Annotated in this window: 13 protein-coding genes; 12 read left to right on the top strand and 1 reads right to left on the bottom strand. The window is 68.7% G+C overall.

Annotated features, from left to right (window positions below):
- From infB to truB, 8 genes are all read left to right on the top strand, one after another.
- Nucleotides 1-2,522, top strand: a 2,522-nt coding sequence (infB, locus tag EEB19_RS00005) for a translation initiation factor IF-2 (RefSeq protein ID WP_187581972.1), incomplete at its 5' end; no start/stop codon positions are given.
- Nucleotides 2,523-2,619: 97 nt separating this feature from the next.
- A complete protein-coding gene (rbfA, locus tag EEB19_RS00010) occupies nucleotides 2,620-3,093 on the top strand; it encodes a 30S ribosome-binding factor RbfA (RefSeq protein ID WP_187581974.1) in 474 nt (157 codons plus the stop codon).
- Nucleotides 3,090-4,046: a bifunctional oligoribonuclease/PAP phosphatase NrnA gene (locus tag EEB19_RS00015; RefSeq protein WP_187581976.1), complete on the top strand. Its 957-nt coding sequence runs from the start codon at nucleotides 3,090-3,092 to the stop codon at nucleotides 4,044-4,046. Before rbfA ends, EEB19_RS00015 begins: the two co-directional genes overlap by 4 nt.
- 41 nt (nucleotides 4,047-4,087) lie before the next feature.
- Nucleotides 4,088-5,404, top strand: coding sequence for an MATE family efflux transporter (locus EEB19_RS00020; protein WP_262365387.1), 1,317 nt, complete (start codon nucleotides 4,088-4,090; stop codon nucleotides 5,402-5,404).
- Between the two features lie 43 nt (nucleotides 5,405-5,447).
- Entirely contained in the window at nucleotides 5,448-6,206 is a 759-nt protein-coding gene (locus EEB19_RS00025; protein ID WP_187581978.1) for a triacylglycerol lipase, read from the top strand.
- Nucleotides 6,207-6,284: 78 nt separating this feature from the next.
- A complete protein-coding gene (locus tag EEB19_RS00030) occupies nucleotides 6,285-7,274 on the top strand; it encodes a metallophosphoesterase (RefSeq protein ID WP_187581980.1) in 990 nt (329 codons plus the stop codon).
- Complete coding sequence (locus EEB19_RS00035) at nucleotides 7,271-7,927, top strand: 4'-phosphopantetheinyl transferase (RefSeq protein ID WP_187581982.1); 657 nt, start codon at nucleotides 7,271-7,273, stop codon at nucleotides 7,925-7,927. Before EEB19_RS00030 ends, EEB19_RS00035 begins: the two co-directional genes overlap by 4 nt.
- Before the next feature lies 1 nt (nucleotide 7,928).
- Nucleotides 7,929-8,954, top strand: coding sequence for a tRNA pseudouridine(55) synthase TruB (truB, locus tag EEB19_RS00040; protein WP_187581984.1), 1,026 nt, complete (start codon nucleotides 7,929-7,931; stop codon nucleotides 8,952-8,954).
- A gap of 20 nt (nucleotides 8,955-8,974) precedes the next feature.
- Here the strand turns inward: truB and EEB19_RS00045 are convergent, their stop codons facing one another.
- Entirely contained in the window at nucleotides 8,975-9,724 is a 750-nt protein-coding gene (locus EEB19_RS00045) for a metal-dependent transcriptional regulator (protein WP_187581986.1), read from the bottom strand.
- Between the two features lie 161 nt (nucleotides 9,725-9,885).
- On the opposite strand from EEB19_RS00045, the gene EEB19_RS00050 reads away from it, so the two are divergent.
- From EEB19_RS00050 to EEB19_RS00065, 4 genes are all read left to right on the top strand, one after another.
- Complete coding sequence (locus EEB19_RS00050; RefSeq protein WP_187581988.1) at nucleotides 9,886-10,854, top strand: bifunctional riboflavin kinase/FAD synthetase; 969 nt, start codon at nucleotides 9,886-9,888, stop codon at nucleotides 10,852-10,854.
- A 205-nt stretch (nucleotides 10,855-11,059) separates the two neighbouring features.
- On the top strand, nucleotides 11,060-11,329 hold the full coding sequence (gene rpsO / locus EEB19_RS00055; protein WP_187581996.1) for a 30S ribosomal protein S15: 270 nt from the start codon (nucleotides 11,060-11,062) through the stop codon (nucleotides 11,327-11,329).
- A 419-nt stretch (nucleotides 11,330-11,748) separates the two neighbouring features.
- Entirely contained in the window at nucleotides 11,749-14,034 is a 2,286-nt protein-coding gene (locus EEB19_RS00060) for a polyribonucleotide nucleotidyltransferase (RefSeq protein ID WP_187581998.1), read from the top strand.
- A 171-nt stretch (nucleotides 14,035-14,205) separates the two neighbouring features.
- Nucleotides 14,206-15,684 (top strand): putative nucleotidyltransferase substrate binding domain-containing protein, encoded by a 1,479-nt coding sequence (locus EEB19_RS00065; RefSeq protein ID WP_187582000.1) that lies wholly within the window; start codon nucleotides 14,206-14,208, stop codon nucleotides 15,682-15,684.
- Nucleotides 15,685-15,699: the final 15 nt, after the last annotated feature.

Below are 15,699 nucleotides of genomic sequence, written 5' to 3' on the forward strand. Positions count from 1 at the left end.
CCCCCGCGGCGGCGAGCGCTCCGGCGACTCCCGCGCCGACTCCGGCCCCCGCAGCACCCAGCCCGGCGCCGAGCCCGGCTGCGTCCAAGCCCGCGCCGCAGGCTCCGCAGCCCGACGCCCCGGCGGCGGCTGCCCAGGACGGTGGTGCGGCCGCGCCGACACGGCCCGGCCCTCGACCCGGTCCCAAGCCGGGCCCCCGTGCACCCCGCGTCGGCAACAACCCGTACTCATCTGCACCGGCGCCCGCGCCGCGTCCGCAGGGTCCTCGTCCCGGTCCCGGACAGGGTGGCCCGCGGCCCGGCGGCGGTCGTCCGGGTGCCACCGGACGCCCAGGTCAGGGCGGTCCTCGCCCGGGTCCGGGTCAGGGCGGACCCCGCCCCAGCCCCGGCAGCATGCCCCCGCGCCCGAATCCGGGTGCAATGCCCAGCCGTGCGGCTCGCCCCGACGCCGGACGTCCGGGTCGTGGCGGCCCGGGTGGCGGCGGTAACCGCGGCGGTGGCGGCGGAGGCGGCTACCGCGGTGGCGGTGGCGGCGCTCCGACCGGTGCTCCCGGTGGTGGTTTCCGCGGTCGTCCCGGCGGCGGCGGTGGCCGTGGTCGCGGCGGTGCCGCAGGTGCCTTCGGTCGTCCCGGCGGCGCACCCCGCAAGGGCCGCAAGTCGAAGCGTCAGAAGCGTCAGGAATACGACTCGATGCAGGCGCCCGCCGTCGGCGGTGTGCGGTTGCCCCGTGGCAACGGCGAGACCATCCGTCTCGCCCGTGGTGCATCGCTGTCGGACTTCGCCGACAAGATCGACGCCAACCCGGCATCGCTGGTCCAGGCGTTGTTCAACCTCGGCGAGATGGTCACGGCGACCGAGTCGGTCAACGACGAGACGCTGGAGCTGCTCGGCGGCGAGATGAACTACAACGTCCAGGTCGTCAGCCCGGAGGACGAGGACCGCGAGCTCCTGGAGAGCTTCGACCTCACCTACGGCGAGGACGAGGGCAGCGACGAGGACCTCGAGCAGCGTCCGCCGGTGGTCACCGTCATGGGTCACGTCGACCACGGCAAGACCCGCCTGCTGGACACGATCCGCAAGGCCAACGTCCGCGAGGCGGAGGCCGGTGGCATCACCCAGCACATCGGTGCCTATCAGGTCGACACCCACCTCAACGGCGAGGACCGTCTGATCACCTTCATCGACACCCCGGGTCACGAGGCGTTCACCGCCATGCGTGCCCGCGGCGCGAAGGCCACCGACATCGCGATCCTCGTGGTCGCGGCCGACGACGGCGTCATGCCGCAGACGGTGGAGGCGGTCAACCACGCCCAGGCGGCCGACGTGCCGATCGTGGTGGCGGTCAACAAGATCGACAAGGAGGGTGCGGATCCGCAGAAGATCCGTGGCCAGCTGACCGAGTACGGGCTGATCCCGGAGGAGTACGGCGGCGACAGCATGTTCGTCGACATCTCCGCCAAGCAGGGCGACAACATCGAAGCACTGCTCGAGGCCGTGCTGCTGACCGCCGATGCGTCGCTGGATCTGCGTGCCAACCCGGACATGGACGCCCAGGGCGTCGCGATCGAGGCACATCTCGACCGCGGTCGCGGCCCGGTGGCCACCGTCCTGGTCCAGCGCGGAACGCTGAAGGTCGGCGACTCGATCGTCGCCGGAGACGCCTACGGCCGCGTCCGACGCATGGTCGACGAGCACGGTGACGACGTCGCCGAGGCGCTGCCGTCACGGCCGGTGCAGGTCATCGGCTTCACGTCGGTGCCCGGCGCGGGTGACAACCTGCTCGTCGTCGAAGAGGACCGCACCGCTCGGCAGATCGCCGACCGGCGCAATGCGCGCAAGCGCAACGCGCTGGCCGCGCGCAGCCGCAAGCGGATCAGCCTCGAGGACCTGGACTCCGCCCTCAAGGAGACCAGCCAGCTCAACCTGATCCTCAAGGGCGACAACTCGGGTACCGTCGAGGCGCTCGAGGAGGCGTTGTTGGGGATCGACATGGGCGACGAGGTGTCGTTGCGTGTCATCGACCGCGGCGTCGGTGGCGTCACCGAGACCAACGTCAACCTGGCTGCGGCGTCGGATGCGATCATCATCGGATTCAACGTCCGTGCGGAGGGCAAGGCCACCGAGCTGGCCAACCGCGAGGGTGTCGACATCCGGTACTACTCGGTGATCTACCAGGCGATCGACGAGATCGAGAGCGCGCTCAAGGGCATGCTCAAGCCGATCTACGAGGAGGTCGAGCTCGGCCGCGCCGAGATCCGTGCCATCTTCAAGTCGTCGAAGGTCGGCAACATCGCCGGCTGTCTGGTCCAGTCGGGCATCATGCGGCGTAACGCCAAGGCCCGTCTGCTCCGCGACAATGTCGTGATCGCCGAGAACCTGTCCATCTCCTCGCTGCGACGGGAGAAGGACGACGCGACCGAGGTCCGCGAAGGCTACGAATGTGGTCTCACGCTGACCTATAGCGACATCAAGGTCGACGACGTCATCGAGAGCTACGAACTGCAGGAGAAGCCGCGCGACTGATCGTCGCGTCGCGAACTCCGACACGCCCCTCGGGTTCCCCGCCGTGCACCGGCGGGGGACCCGTGGGGGGCGCTGTTCTCAGTGGAAAGGACCCGACATGGCTGATTCGGCCAGGGCTGCCCGGATGGCGAAACGCATCTCGTCGATCGTCGCCTCGGCGATCGGGAGCGAGATCAAGGATCCGCGACTGGCGTACGTCACCATCACCGACGCGCGGGTGACCAACGACCTGCACGACGCGACTCTGTTCTACACCGTGATGGGCGCCACCATCGACGACGAACCCGACTACGAGGCGGCCGCCGCCGGACTGGCCAAGGCCACCGGCATCCTGCGATCGAAGGTCGGTGCAGGCACCGGCGTCCGGTTCACCCCGACGCTGACCTTCGTGCTCGACACCGTCCCGGACGCGGCGCGGCACATGGAAGAACTCGTCGCCCGCGCCCGGGCCAACGACGAACTGGTGGCGCGTCAGGCCGAGCGGGCCGAGCCCGCCGGTGACGCCGACCCGTATCGCAGCGCCGACGACGCAGCCGACGCCGATTCCGCCGAGGACGGTCCCCGGGAGTGACATCGGCGACCAGCACAGCGGTGGCGGCCGAGCTGGCCGGTGTTTCCGCGGTGACCATCCTCTGCCACGTCCGGCCGGACGCGGACACCATCGGTAGCGGCCTGGCACTGGGATTGGCGCTGGACCGGCTCGGCGCACAGGTCGAGGTGGCGTTCCCCGACACGGTGGCGTTGCCGTCGCCCCTGGGTGAACTGCCCGGTGCCAAGCTCCTCGTCCACGAACGTGATGTCGTCGGGCACCCGGTCGTCGTATCCGTCGACGCGGCCAGTCTGAGTCGGTTGGATTCGCTGACAACGGTTTTCGCGGCCGCGCAGCGGACGGTGACCATCGACCACCACGCGTCGAACCTCGGATTCGGCGATCTCGACCTGATCGACCCTGCCGCCGACTGCACCGCGGTGCTCGTGTTGTCGGTCCTCGACGACCTCGGCGTCACGATCGACGACGAGATCGCGACCTGTCTGTACGCGGGGCTGGTCACCGACACCGGTTCGTTCCGATGGGCCCGGCCGGAGTCGTTCCGGGTCGCGGCGCGTCTCATCGACGCCGGTGTCGATGCCCGGGCCTGGAGCCGGGCGTTGCTCGACAGCCATCCGTTCCGCTGGTTCCAGATGGTGGCCGACGTTCTCGGCGGTGCCGAGTTGGTCGCCGACGCCTGCGACGGCGCCGGCCTGGTCTATGCGGTCGTCGACCACGAGGTGCTGTCCGGCATGAGCTGGGAAGAGGGCGAGAGCGTCATCGACATCGTCCGCACGGCGAACGAGGCCGAGGTCGCCGCGGTGTTCAAGGAGACCGCGCCGCAGACGTGGACGGTTTCGTTGCGTTCGAAGCGCACCGTCGACCTGGTGCCCATCGCAGGCGCCCACGGCGGCGGCGGACACCGACATGCTTCCGGGTACAACGACTCCGGCCCCGCCGACGAGGTGGTGGCCCGACTGGTGGGATCGCTCTGAGCGAGGCGACCGTCCACGATCCGACCGCCGGAGGCCGGCGCATCGCGGTCCTGACGGTCTCCGCGCTCGCGGTGCTGATCGCACCACCGCTCTATCTGCTGCTCGATCTGGCCGTCGTCGGCCGCCTGGGCGGCGACGAACTCGCCGCGCTCGGTGTGGCAACGCTGGTGCTGTCGGTGATCAGCACCCAGCTGACCTTCCTGTCCTACGGGACCACGGCGCGGTCGGCGCGTCGATTCGGTGGGGGTGATCGTGCCGGCGCCGTCTCCGAGGGCATCCAGGCGAGCTGGATCGCCGTCGGTGTCGGCGTGGTGCTGGTCGCCGTCATGTATCCGTTGGCGCCTGTCGTCATGCGAATCCTGGTCGGCTCGGGTTCACCTCAGTCCGGTCAGGTCGTCGCGGACGCGACCGGCTGGGTGCGCATCGCCATGTTCGGGGTTCCGCTGATCCTGCTCTCGATGGCCGGCAACGGATGGATGCGCGGAGTGCAGGAGACGAGACGGCCCGTCGTCTACGTCGTCGTCGGTCTGTCGGTGGCCGCGGTTCTCGTCGTCGGCCTGACCCACGGGGTCGCCGGATTCCCGCGGTTCGGATTGCCGGGGAGTGCGGTGGCCAACCTCGTCGGCCAGGGGCTGACCGGAATCCTGTTCGCGCAGCGCGTGATCCGCGAGGCGCGACGATCCGGTGTCCGTCGACTCGGACCCGACCGCGCGGTCATCGGTGCTCAGCTCGTGATGGCGCGCGACCTCGTCGTGCGCAGCCTGTCGTTCCAGGTCTGCTTCCTGTCCGCTGCCGCGGTCGCCGCACGGTTCGGAGTGGAGGCGGTGGCGGCACATCAGGTCGTGTTGCAGCTCTGGGAGTTCATGTCGCTGTTCCTCGACTCCCTCGCCATCGCCGCCCAATCGCTCGTCGGTGCGGCGTTGGGCGGGGGAGCGGTCGGCGTCGCGGTGGGAGTGGCCCGCCGGGTCACCGTGGTCTCGCTCATCGCCGCGACGATCATGGCCGGTGCCTTCGCACTCGGCGCCGAGCTGATCCCGCGTCTGTTCACCTCCGACCCCGAGATCCTCGACGCGATCGCCGTGCCGTGGTGGTTCTTCGTCGCGATGCTGCCGATCGCGGGGATCGTGTTCGCTCTCGACGGCGTGCTGCTGGGGAGCGGGGATGCCCGGTTCCTGCGTACCGCGACCCTTGCCGCCGCTCTGGTCGGGTTCCTCCCGCTCATCTGGTGCTCGCTCGCATTCGACTGGGGGCTGGCCGGGATCTGGAGTGGGCTGGTGGTGTTCATGCTCGTCCGACTGGGTGCGGTGGCCATGCGGGTCAGGTCGGGTCGATGGCGTCGTACCGGCGTCGACACATGAGAGGACGATTGGAGTCAGAATCAGGTCAGGTTATCCTTACCCGATGTCGATCCGATCCCTCGTCGCCGCGGCCTGCGGCGCACTCGCCGTACTCGCATCCGTGGTCGTCGGGGCCGCGCCTGCCGATGCAGCACCCACGACGACACGTGTGCTTCTGATCCCCGGACAGTATCTGCCCGGAGCGGTGTTCCAGCCGATGGCCGACAATCTGACCTCCCGTGGCTATCCGGCCACCGCGCTGGACCTGCGCGGCTTCGACATGAAGAAGGACGCCGCCGCGATCTCGGCAGCCGTCGACCGCATTCACCGTCAGCATCCCGGCGACCGCGTCGCGCTGGTCGGACACAGCATCGGTGGCGTCAGCGCCCGCTGGTATCTGAAGGAGATGGGCGGCGCCGACAAGGTCGCCACCTACGTCGCCTTCGGGAGCCCGCAGTACGGCTCTCCCGGCGCCTGCGGTCAGCAGGCCGGCCCCGAGGTCTGCCCCGGGACACCGTTCCTGGCCACCCTGAACGCCGGCGACGACACACCCGGCCCGACCCGCTACTACGGCGTGCGCAGCGCCCGCGAGTGGGTCGACGGACATCTCGACGGAGGCCAGTGCCGGGTCTCTCCGATCCCCGCCAACGAATCGTTGCCCGAACTCGGCCTCGAGCACACCTTCGAGATGATCGATCCGAAGATCTGGGATGTGACCGTGGCCGCCATCAACGGGCAGTGCCGCGGGCAGTTCGTCACCGAACCCGACGGGGTGCTGACCTACCAGAAGTCGACGCTGCCGGGAGCGCCGGGTCACCGCTGACCGGAACCGCGGGTCGGGTACCGGACGGTGTGCGCGGCCGCTCGGAGGTGAGCGGCCACACATCGTTAGGGTGGTGACATGGCGACCTTGTGGGCAATCAGCGATCTTCACGTCGCCCACCGGGGGAACGAGCACATCGTCGATCTGCTCCGTCCTCAGGACAGCGACGACTGGTTGATCGTCGCGGGCGACGTGGCCGAACGCACCGACGACATCGTCGACACACTGCGCAGGCTGCGGACCCGTTTCCACACGGTCGTGTGGGTGCCCGGCAATCACGAGCTGTACACGACGGCCAAGGATCCGCTGCAGATCCACGGGGTGGCCCGCTACGACTACCTCGTGCAGGCGTGTCGCGACATCGGTGTGGTCACCCCGGAGGACATCTATCCGCTCTTCGATCCCGGGAACGGCGCGACGCCGGTCCGGGTGGTGCCGATGTTCCTGCTGTACGACTACACCTTTCGGCCCGAGGGCACCTCGACGACCCTCACCGCCCTCGCGCTGGCCCGCGAACGCAATGTCGTCGCCACCGACGAGTTCCTCCTGTCGCCGGAGCCCTTCCCGACCCGCGACGCCTGGGGGCGCGCCCGGATCGAGGCCACCCGCGCGAGGCTTGACGCGCTTGATCCGTCCGAGCAGACGGTGCTGATCAATCACTGGCCGCTGCGGCGTGAGCCCACCGACACCCTGATGTATCCGGAGTTCGCGCTCTGGTGCGGCAGCGAGCTGACGGCCGACTGGCACACCCGCTACAACGCGGCCTGTTGCGTGTACGGCCACCTGCACATCCCACGCACCACGTGGTACGACGATGTGCGCTTCGAGGAGGTGTCGGTCGGCTATCCGCGGGAGTGGAAGCGGCGCGGACTCCCGGAGCCGCTGCTGCGGCCCATCATCCCGGATCCGGGCCTGACCGAGGCCGACCTGCCCGGGCACGGCGCCCGGTTCGAGCTGCCGCCCGATTACGAACGCCGCGCCCAGGAGTTCGCACAGCGGATTGCCGAACGTCGCGAACGCCGGGCCGCCCGAGGGGCCGCCCGCACGACCACCGAGGAACAAGAGTGATCGAACAGCTCGTCCCGAGCGGAGTGGCCTCGGCCGAGGCCTTCGAGGATCCGCCCGGTCTCGAACCCATGCCCGCCGAACGTTCGCTGATCGAACGCGCGGTCGACAAGCGGCGTCGCGAGTTCGTCACCGCACGTCACTGCGCGCGCAAGGCCATGTCGCAGTTGGGGATCGAACCCACCCCGATCATGCGCGGCGAGCGCGGGATGCCGCTGTGGCCGGAACGTGTCGTCGGGAGCCTCACGCACTGCGACGGGTATCGTGCCGCCGTTGTCGCCTACTCTCTGCAGGTCCGCTCGCTCGGCATCGACGCCGAACCCCACGACCGGTTGCCGGACGGGGTTCTCGAGCACACGAGCATCGACGCGGAGCGAGAGGTGCTGGCCACCCGGCCCGACGGACTGCACTGGGATCGACTTCTGTTCTGCGCCAAGGAGGCCACCTACAAGGCGTGGTTTCCGGTCACTCAACGGTGGCTCGGTTTCGAGGACGCACACATCACCTTCGACCAGACCTCGCCGACGGGCGGTTCGTTCACCTCGCGCATTCTCATCGACGGCGCGGCGATCGACGGCGGCTCCCCGCTGACCGAACTCACCGGACGGTGGCTGGTCGACCGCGGCCTGATCACGACCACGATCACGCTGGCCTGAGATGGCCGACGCATCCATCGAGAACGCCGGGCTGGTCATCGTCGACAAGGACGCCGGCATGACGAGCCACGATGTGGTGTCCAGGTGCCGCAAGATGTTCGACACCAGACGGGTCGGGCATGCGGGCACCCTGGATCCCATGGCGACCGGCGTTCTCGTCGTCGGGGTCGAGCGGGCCACCAAACTGCTCGGACTGCTCACCCTGACCACCAAGTCGTACTCCGCGACCATCCGTCTCGGCGCCGCGACCGACACCGATGATCGTGAGGGGGAGGAGATCTCGCGCACGGACGCGAGCCATCTCACCGACACGCAGATCCTCGAGCGGATCGCCGATCTCACCGGCGACATCCAGCAGGTTCCGGCGCGGGTGAGCGCGATCAAGGTCGACGGGCGCCGGGCGCACAGTCTGGCGCGCACCGGCGCGGAGTTCGATCTGGCCGCCCGCCCGGTGTCGGTGTCGCGCTTCGATGTTCGATCGATCCGACGTGACCCGGTCCCTGAGGAGCCCGTGAGCGGTGCGGGTGGGGGTGTGTCGGTCCCTGAGGAGCCCGTGAGCGGAGCGGGTGGGGGTGTGTCGGTCCCTGAGGAGCCCGTGAGCGGAGCGAGCGGGCGTCTCGAAGGGTTCATCGACCTCGATGTCGAGGTCGATTGCTCGGCGGGCACCTACATCCGTTCGCTGGCACGGGATCTCGGCTCGGCCCTCGGTGTCGGAGGCCACCTGACCGCGTTGCGCAGGACCGCCGTCGGCCCCTTCACCCTCGAGCACGCACGTACGCTCGACGCCCTCTCCGAGGAGCCGCGGTTGTCGCTGACCATCGACGAGGCGGTGAAGATCTCCTTCCCGCACCGCGACATCGACGACGACGAGGCCGAGTCGATCAGTCAGGGGCGGTGGCTGACGCCGGTGGGCCGCAAGGAGACCTACGTGGTCATCGACCCCGCCGGCCGCGCGATCGCGCTGGTTCAGGAGAAGGGGCGCCGGGCGAGCTCGGTGATGGTGGTGCGTCCCGCGACGCTTCGGTAGCGGTGTGCAGGACGTCGTGATCAGCCCGACGGGATCAAGAAGATCGCGCGCGCGGCGACGTCACCGAGATCGATGTGGTCGCTGCCGTCGACCGAGATGGAGATGGTGCCGGCGAACGGCCGCTTCTCGACGACGGTGACCACGCGATCCAATGCCACCCCGACTTCGTCGAAGTAGCGGAGCATGTCCGGATCGTCATCGGAAATCCTTGCGACGGTGCCGGATTCGTCGACATCGAGGTCGGAGAGGAGCTTCGCGTCGGGGCTGGGCACCGAGCCGTCGATCGCGGGGATCGGGTCACCGTGCGGGTCCCGACTGGGATAGCCGAGTTTCGCGTCGAGACGCGACATCAGCCGATCGGACACCGCGTGCTCGAGGATCTCGGCCTCGTCATGGACCTCGTCCCAGCCGTAGCCGAGTTCACGGACGAGGAACGTCTCGAGCAGCCGGTGCCGGCGGACCATGAGGATCGCCGCGGATCGCCCCTCGTCGGTGAGGGTCACCGCGCCGTAGCGCTCATGGGAGACCAGGCCCTGGTCGGCGAGCTTGCGGATCGCCTCGGACGCCGTCGATGCCGAGACGCCGAGACGTTCGGCGAGCATCTTCGTGGTGACCTTCACGTCGGCCCACTCCTGGACGGTCCAGATGACCTTGAGGTAGTCCTGTGTCACCGACGACAACTCGGTCACCGGGCGCTCGGCGGCCGGTGCGGTGGGGTCGGACCCGCCGGACTCTGACGTGCCGGGACCGGCCGTGGGGGACTGGGGCATTCCTCGAGCTTAGAACCTGCCCGATCGGGGAGCGACATGTGTCATCGCGTGTTGTCACCGGGCGCTGTTCGTTCAACGCCGATCGAGGTGGACGAAACACACTGTTCACCACCGACGGCCGGAAGTGGTTTGGGAACCGACCGGGCCGTAGGCTGGTGCGCGTGTTGCGTTGGCGAGGTCTCGAGGACATCCCCGCGGACTGGGGTAGGTGCGTGGTCACCATCGGCGTGTTCGACGGTGTTCATCGTGGGCATGCCCAACTGATCCACGCCGCAACCACGGCGGCGGCCGAACGTGGGGTGCCCGCCGTGCTGATGACGTTCGATCCGCATCCCGCCGAGGTGGTCCGGCCCGGTACCCATCCGCCGCAGCTGACCACACTGACGCGGCGCGCCGAACTCGCCGAAGAACTCGGCATCGACGTGTTCTGTGTCATGCCCTTCACCGCCGAGCTCGCGTCGCGCTCGCCGAAGGACTTCGCGCACGACATCCTCGTCGAGACCCTGCACGCCGCCGACGTCGTCGTCGGCGACAACTTCACGTTCGGCAAGAAGGCCGCCGGCGACGTCGCCAAGCTCACCGAACTCGGCCAGAAGTTCGGGTTCGAGGTCCAGGGCATCTCACTGTTCGGCGAACACGCGGTGACCTTCTCGTCGACCTACATCAGATCGTGCGTGGCCTCCGGCGACGTCGAGCTCGCCGCCGAGGCGCTCGGCCGCCCGCACCGGGTTGAGGGTGTCGTCGTCCGCGGAGACGGCCGCGGCCGCGAACTCGGCTTCCCGACCGCGAATGTCGCGCCGCCGATGTTCGCGGCGATCCCTGCCGATGGCGTCTACGCCGCGTGGTTCACCGTCCTGGGGGTCGGGCCGGTCGTCGGGCAGGTGGTGCCGGGCGAGCGATATCAGGCTGCCGTCTCGGTTGGGACCAATCCCACCTTCTCCGGCCGTACCCGCACCGTCGAGGCGTTCGTCCTGGACACCAGCGCGGATCTCTACGGCCAGCACGTCGCGGTCGATTTCGTCGGCCGGATCCGTGGCATGGTGAACTACGCCGAGGTCGACGACCTGATCACCGCGATCGCCGGTGACGTCGAAGAGACCCGGCGATTGCTCGCGAAAGCCGAGACCTGATCGGCCCGTCCTGACCGTCTGCATTCACCTCGACCCGCTCGCGCGGCGTGCGCCGAACGTCGGATTTGGGCAGGTGGGGGTGCCGCTGGTAGATTCGGTCGCTGGCGTTGCTGCGGTCCGCGGTGGCGCGCCGTCTCCTTGGAGCATCCGGGTGGATGCCGAGAGAATCCGATGAACGCGGGACTGAGATATCAGGAGTTTTCCCATGGCACTGACTGCCGCGCAGAAGAAGGACATCCTGTCCGAGTACGGCCTGCACGAGACCGACACCGGTTCGCCGGAGGCACAGGTCGCGCTGCTGACCAAGCGCATCACCGACCTCACCGAGCACCTCAAGGAGCACAAGCACGATCACCACAGCCGTCGTGGTCTGCTGCTTCTCGTCGGCCGCCGTCGTCGTCTCCTCAAGTACGTCGCCAAGGTCGACATCAACCGCTACCGCGCGCTCATCGAGCGCCTCGGGCTGCGTCGCTGAGCGATGCCCCTCCGGCCCGTCTCGCGGGCCCACGACCTCACGGCCGTTTCCGCACACCACGCGGGGACGGCCGTGTCGTTTATGCTGGTCGGTTCGCAATGATAGGCTGGCCAGTGATCGTTGCCGTGAAAGTCCTGCTGGACGTGACACACGAGCAGATCGGTCCTCGGTAGTGGCCGCCGGAACGCCAATGGTTCCGGCCGCTTCGATCGAAGGCCGTCTGCGCTACAACCCGGCGCGCATCTCGAGATCGCGCGCCCCGCACGACCGGCACTTCTCTCATGGCTCCGTTCCGGGTCGGCCCCTGCCCACGCAGGCGTCGCCGCACTCTGTGGTGCGTGCCGAAGTGAGCCGATCCGCATTCGAGAATCGCAGTCGCCGGACGTCGGCGGCTGACACGAAGGGACTCTGACAACCGCATGACCGATGTGACAAACCCCGGCATCGACACCGACGCCGACTACGACGACACGATCACCGAGGCGACCGCCGTGATCGACAACGGGAGCTTCGGCACCCGCACCATCCGATTCGAGACCGGACGCCTGGCACTCCAGGCCGCCGGATCGGTCACCGCATATCTCGACGACGAGACGATGCTGCTGTCCACCACCACCGCGTCGAAGCAGCCGAAGGAGCATTTCGACTTCTTCCCGCTGACCGTCGACGTCGAAGAGCGCATGTATGCCGCGGGGCGCATTCCCGGGTCGTTCTTCCGTCGCGAGGGCCGTCCGTCCACCGACGCCATCCTGACCTGCCGCCTCATCGACCGACCCCTGCGTCCGTCGTTCGTGGACGGACTCCGCAACGAGATCCAGGTCGTCGTGACCGTCATGTCGCTGGATCCCAAGGACCTCTACGACGTCGTCGCGATCAACGCCGCGTCGGCCTCGACTCAGCTCGCCGGACTCCCGTTCTCGGGTCCCGTCGGTGGTGTCCGGGTCGCGCTGATCCCGACCGAGGAGAACAAGGCCGGCCAGTGGGTCGCCTTCCCGACCGTCGAGCAGCTCGAAGGCGCCGTCTTCGACATGGTCGTCGCCGGACGGATCGTGTCCGGTCAGGGCGATTCCGCCGACGTCGCGATCATGATGGTCGAGGCGGAGGCCACCGAGAACGTCATCGACATCATCGCCGGTGGTGCGCAGGCACCGACCGAGGCGATCGTCGCCGAAGGGCTCGAGGCGGCGAAGCCGTTCATCGCGCGCCTCTGTGAGGCACAGAAGTCCTTGGCCGCCGCGGCCGCCAAGGAGACCGGCGAGTTCCCGCTGTTCCCGCCGTATGAGTCCGACGTGTACGACGCCGTCGCCGCCGCCGCGACCGATCGCCTGTCCGAGATTCTGACGATCCCGGCCAAGCAGGAGCGCGACGACAAGACCGACGAGCTCAAGGCCGACATCCTGGCGCAGCTCGGTGAGCAGTTCGAGGGACGCGAGAAGGAGATCGGCGGCGCCTACCGGTCGCTCACCAAGAAGCTGGTCCGTCAGCGCATCCTGACCGATCACTTCCGGATCGACGGCCGTGGCATCACCGACATCCGTTCGCTCTCCGCCGAGGTCGCGGTGATCCCGCGGGCTCACGGCAGCGCGCTGTTCGAGCGCGGCGAGACCCAGATCCTGGGTGTCACCACGTTGGACATGGTCAAGATGGCCCAGCAGATCGACTCGCTCGGACCCGAGACGAGCAAGCGGTACATGCACCACTACAACTTCCCGCCGTACTCGACCGGTGAGACCGGCCGCGTCGGATCGCCCAAGCGTCGCGAGATCGGCCACGGCGCACTCGCCGAACGCGCTCTCGTGCCGGTGATCCCGAGCGTCGAGGACTTCCCGTACGCGATCCGTCAGGTGTCGGAAGCGTTGGGCTCCAACGGTTCCACCTCGATGGGCTCGGTGTGCGCCTCGACGATGGCGTTGCTGAACGCCGGTGTCCCGCTGCGGGCCCCGGTCGCCGGCATCGCCATGGGCCTGGTCTCCGACACCGTCGACGGTGAGACCCGCTATGTCGCACTGACCGACATCCTCGGCGCCGAGGATGCCTTCGGCGACATGGACTTCAAGGTCGCGGGCACCAAGGACTTCGTGACGGCCCTGCAGCTCGACACCAAGCTCGACGGCATCCCGTCGCAGGTCCTCGCGGGTGCGCTGAGCCAGGCCAAGGATGCCCGGCTGACCATCCTCGATGTCATGGCCGAGGCCATCGACGAGCCCGACGAGATGAGCCCGTACGCCCCGCGGATCACCACCATCAAGATCCCGATGGACAAGATCGGTGAGCTGATCGGCCCCAAGGGCAAGACGATCAACGGCATCACCGAGGAGACCGGCGCCAACATCTCGATCGAGGACGACGGCACAGTGTTCATCGGTGCCGCCGACGGCGTCTCCGCGCAGGCCGCGATCGACCGCGTCAACGCGATCGCCAACCCGCAGTTGCCGAAGGTGGGCGAACGATTCCTCGGAACCGTCGTCAAGACCACCGCTTTCGGTGCGTTCGTGTCGTTGCTGCCGGGGCGCGACGGGCTCGTGCACATCTCGAAGCTGGGCAAGGGCAAGCGCATCAACAAGGTCGAGGATGTGGTGAACGTGGGCAGCAAGCTGCGCGTCGAGATCGCCGACATCGACGACCGCGGCAAGATCAGTCTCGTCCCGGTCGACGATGAGGCTGCGGCCTCGGCGGACGCGGAAGCCGTCACCGCCGACGCCTGATCGATATCGCCTGATCGACACCGCCTGATCGGCTCGCAGTCGCCGCGGCCCGCCACCCGTCCCCGGGTGGCGGGCCGCGGCCGTCTGGTTAGGCTGTGCGACAACACCGTCTCGCACATCGGTCCGATCCGAGGTGTCAGGACGTCCGATGACGCGAAAGGGGCGAGGACCGTGACCGACGATCGGCCCAGGGGTCCTGCCGACAAGCTCACGGTCGCTCGACGGCGGCGACGCGATGACGTCGACCGGGCCACGGTCGCCGATCTCGTCGTGACCGCACCGGTCGTCGGGTCGCCCACGATGTCGGTGCGCGAGGCGGCGGCACTGATGACCGAGCGCCATCAGGACTACGTGCTGATCCCGTTGTCCGACGGCGACTACGGCGTGCTGACCGATGCCGACATCCGCGCTCGGGTGGTCGCCGCGGGACGAGGAGCCGACGTCTCGGTCGGTGATCTCGTGACGAAGCCCGTGCCGGGTGTCCAGCGGGACCTCGCGGCGGTCGACGCGCTGACCGAGTTGCTGGATCGCGGACTGACCGTGATGCCGGTCCTCGATCCGGTGGGTGAGGTCATCGGTGTCGTGGCCGCGGCCGATTTCATCGCGGCTCCGGCGGGGCCGGGAATGTCGTTGCGCGGCCAAATCGCTCGCGCCGCAACCGCCGAGGACCTGCAGGAGCGGGCGCGTCGGATCCCGTACCTGGTGGCCGACCTGCTCCGGCGCGAGCAGCCGGTCCACGAGATCACCGCCGTCGCGTCACTCATCCACGATGCCGTCGTCCGTCGCGCGCTCGAACTCGTGCTCGCGTGCCACCCGGAGCTCGATCCGTCGGCGGTGACGTGGTTGTCGTTGGGCAGCAACGCGCGTCGGGAACCGGTCCTCACCTCCGACATCGATTCGGCCGTCTCGTTCGACGACGAGCTGGACCCCGCACAGATCGCGCTGTTCCGGGGCGCGTTCGAGGAGATCGACGTCATCCTGCGTGGCGCCGGGATCAGCATCGACGAGAACGGCGCCATCGCCTCGAAGCCGCTGTTCGCCAGAACGCACACGCAGTGGCGGGAGGCGGCCCGCACGTGGATCGATGCGCCGCTGGAGAACAAGGGGATGATCTTCACCTCGCTGCTGCTCGACGGCCGGCCGATCTGGGGTGACGAGGGGCTGTCCGCGGTCGGCGAGGTGTTCACCGACCTGCGATCCCACCCCGGGACGATGGGATTGCTCCTGGCCGAGGCGCTGTCGTACAAGGCACGCTTCCGGTCGATGCGGGAGGTACTCGCGCGCCGCGGTGACACGTTCGACATCAAGGCACACGCGCTCACGCCGCTGATCAACATCGCGCGATGGGCGGCGCTGAGCGTGGGATCGACAGATCTCGACACCCGGGCGCGTCTACGTGCGGCCGCCGGCAGTCCGATGGTGACCGCCGACCAGTCGGCCACCCTCGTCGAGGTCTTCGATGTGCTGCAGCGGGTTCGACTGAGCTATCAGGTGGCGCAGTTCGACCGGGGCGAGGCCGTGTCGGACGTCCTGGACATGAAGCGGCTGTCGCCGCTGGACCGCAGCCTGGTCGCGCAGGCGGTGCGCGAGGTCGCGGGCACGCAGCGCCGGATGACGAACATGAGTCACTATCTGAAGGTCGCCGACTAGGTCGGCCCGAGACGT

It is taken from the genome of Gordonia sp. OPL2, from assembly GCF_003797825.1.
In the GTDB taxonomy this organism is placed as follows: Bacteria; Actinomycetota; Actinomycetes; order Mycobacteriales; family Mycobacteriaceae; genus Gordonia.

Bases quoted from the DNA above. Each gene is read 5' to 3' on its own strand.
- rbfA (WP_187581974.1), top strand. From the start codon at position 2,620: ATGGCTGATTCGGCCAGGGCTGCCCGGATGGCGAAACGCATCTCGTCG.
- EEB19_RS00025 (WP_187581978.1), top strand. From the start codon at position 5,448: ATGTCGATCCGATCCCTCGTCGCCGCGGCCTGCGGCGCACTCGCCGTA.
- EEB19_RS00030 (WP_187581980.1), top strand. From the start codon at position 6,285: ATGGCGACCTTGTGGGCAATCAGCGATCTTCACGTCGCCCACCGGGGG.
- truB (WP_187581984.1), top strand. From the start codon at position 7,929: ATGGCCGACGCATCCATCGAGAACGCCGGGCTGGTCATCGTCGACAAG.
- EEB19_RS00045 (WP_187581986.1), bottom strand. From the start codon at position 9,724: ATGCCCCAGTCCCCCACGGCCGGTCCCGGCACGTCAGAGTCCGGCGGG.
- rpsO (WP_187581996.1), top strand. From the start codon at position 11,060: ATGGCACTGACTGCCGCGCAGAAGAAGGACATCCTGTCCGAGTACGGC.
- EEB19_RS00060 (WP_187581998.1), top strand. From the start codon at position 11,749: ATGACCGATGTGACAAACCCCGGCATCGACACCGACGCCGACTACGAC.